Annotated in this window: 1 protein-coding gene and 1 pseudogene; one reads left to right on the top strand and one right to left on the bottom strand. The window is 61.9% G+C overall.

Annotated elements, in window-relative coordinates:
- Positions 1 to 233: pseudogene (locus ACSLE4_RS07000) on the top strand (hypothetical protein); the annotation flags it as partial.
- A gap of 59 nt (positions 234 to 292) precedes the next feature.
- Here the strand turns inward: ACSLE4_RS07000 and ACSLE4_RS06995 are convergent.
- Positions 293 to 1486 (bottom strand): IS256 family transposase, encoded by a 1194-nt coding sequence (locus ACSLE4_RS06995; RefSeq protein WP_435903760.1) that lies wholly within the window; start codon positions 1484 to 1486, stop codon positions 293 to 295.
- Positions 1487 to 2034 lie beyond the last annotated feature (548 nt).

The following is a 2034-nucleotide window of genomic DNA, read 5'->3' as shown; positions in this document are numbered from 1 at the left end:
TGGTCACTATCTACGAGGGCGACGAGGCCAAACTGCTCGAGCAATACCGCCAGGGCAAACTGCCCAAGGCCAAGGGCCGAATGGGCAACATGCTCCATGACGTCGAATGGGGCGGTCTCGGATTGGACGACAAGGTCACCGTGTTTTTCGGTGAGTGGAGTGCCAACATGGTCATGTCGGCGAAGCTGGTCAGCTTGAATGCGGATGTGCAGTTTGCGCTCGGATCCGATTAGGTAGTGCCCCGGGTCGTGGTGTAGGAGTGTCGGCATGTTCCGAGCGCTGATGCTCGGGGTCAATCGGCCGGAATGGCCGTGACGGTCGGATCATCGCTCAGGCCGGCCAGAGTTTCCAGGCTCATGTAGCGCCGGCTCACCGCCCACTCGTCGTTCTGCTCCAGGAGGATCGCGCCGACAAGGCGCACGATCGCCGCCTCGTTGGGGAAGATCGAAACGACGTTGGTGCGCCGCTTGATCTCACGGTTGAGGCGTTCGATCGGATTGGTCGAGTGGATTTGGCTCCAGTGGCTCTTCGGGAAGGCCATGTAGGCGAGCACCTCGTTCTCGGCGCCGTCCATCAACTCGGAGAGCTTGCGGAACTTTGCACGCAGGCGGTCGGCGACGGTCCGCCATTCTGCGCGCGCGCCCTCCTCGGTCTCTTGCACGAATGCAGTGCGGATGGCGGCGGCGACCATGGCGCGGCTCTTGACGCCGGCGTGGACCATAGCGTTGCGCATGAAGTGCACGCGGCAGCGCTGCCATGAGGCATGGAACACTTTCTTCGTTGCCGCCTTGATACCCTCGTGCGCATCGGAGATGACCAGCTTGACGCCGCGCAGGCCACGCCCCGTCAGAGAGCGCAGAAACTGGGTCCAGAACGGCTCGGCCTCCGATGGCCCGATGGCTGTGCCGAGCACCTCGCGGCGGCCGTCCGTATTGACGCCCACAGCCACTATCGTGGCAACGGAGACGATCCTACCGCCCTCCCGGGTCTTCACGTAGGTGGCGTCGATCCACACATACGGCCAATGGCCCTCGATCGGACGGTTGAGGAACTCCTTCACGCGGCCGTCGATATCCTCGCACAGGCGCGAGACCTGGCTCTTCGAGATGCCGGTCATGCCCATCGCCTTGACGAGATCGTCCACCGATCGCGTCGAGACGCCGTGCACGTAGGCTTCCTGGATCACCGCGACCAACGCCTTGTCGGCGGCACGTCGAGGCTCCAGAAACGAGGGGAAATACGAGCCTTTGCGCAGCTTCGGGATGGGCACCGGGACCGTGCCGACGCCGGTGTGCCAGTCTCGCGTACGGTAGCCGTTGCGCTGGTTTGTCCGGTCGGCGGAGCGTTCGCCGTGGCCGGCTCCGGTCAGGCCCTCGACTTCGGCGTCCATCATGCGCGACGCCACGAAGGCAATCATCTCCCTGAGGAGATCGTTGTCTGAGCCCTTCTCAAGCAACGCCTTCAAGGCCATTCTGTCGATGGTCATGGGATTCGATCTTCCGTTGGTTCGAGCTTGCAAACCCGAACAAACAGCGAGTCGGCCCATGACCGATCCCGTCTGGGCGCCGCTGTGGACGCCTTGGGGAAAAGGACGTTACGCGGCGTTGCTCTCCAGACGCCCTACGGGCTCCTTCCGCACAACGCCGCCGCCCCGTCTCCTACACCAACTCCCGGGACGCCAGCCCGCAAATCGTGCCGGAACTAAGCGGATAGGCATGCAAGACGAGTATCACCGCGCTCGCTGAGGACGTTTTCGAAGCGTTTTCTGAAAAAGTGCATGTATCAGGTCGTGATCTGGCGGTGCCCGCTGAGTTCTGCTTCGATCTCGGACTAATTTGGCACGAGCTTACTCCGAATTCGGCGAAGTATGGCGCGGTCGCGCGCAAAGATGGAGGTGTTGAGGGTTCGTGGTCACTTGGATCCGCACCCGACGGCTCAAAGGAAATTCACCTACTTTGGGTCGAGAGTTCAAGTGGGAGTAACCCGAACGGTCAGGGAACCGGCTTTGGAATGAAGCTGTTATCCTGTCTCTTA

The sequence above is a fragment of the Methyloceanibacter sp. genome (genome assembly GCF_051306395.1).
GTDB lineage: Bacteria > Pseudomonadota > Alphaproteobacteria > Rhizobiales > Methyloligellaceae > Methyloceanibacter.
The sequence above is the reverse complement of the archived record's forward strand: the minus strand, read 5'-3'. Positions and strand labels throughout refer to the sequence as shown.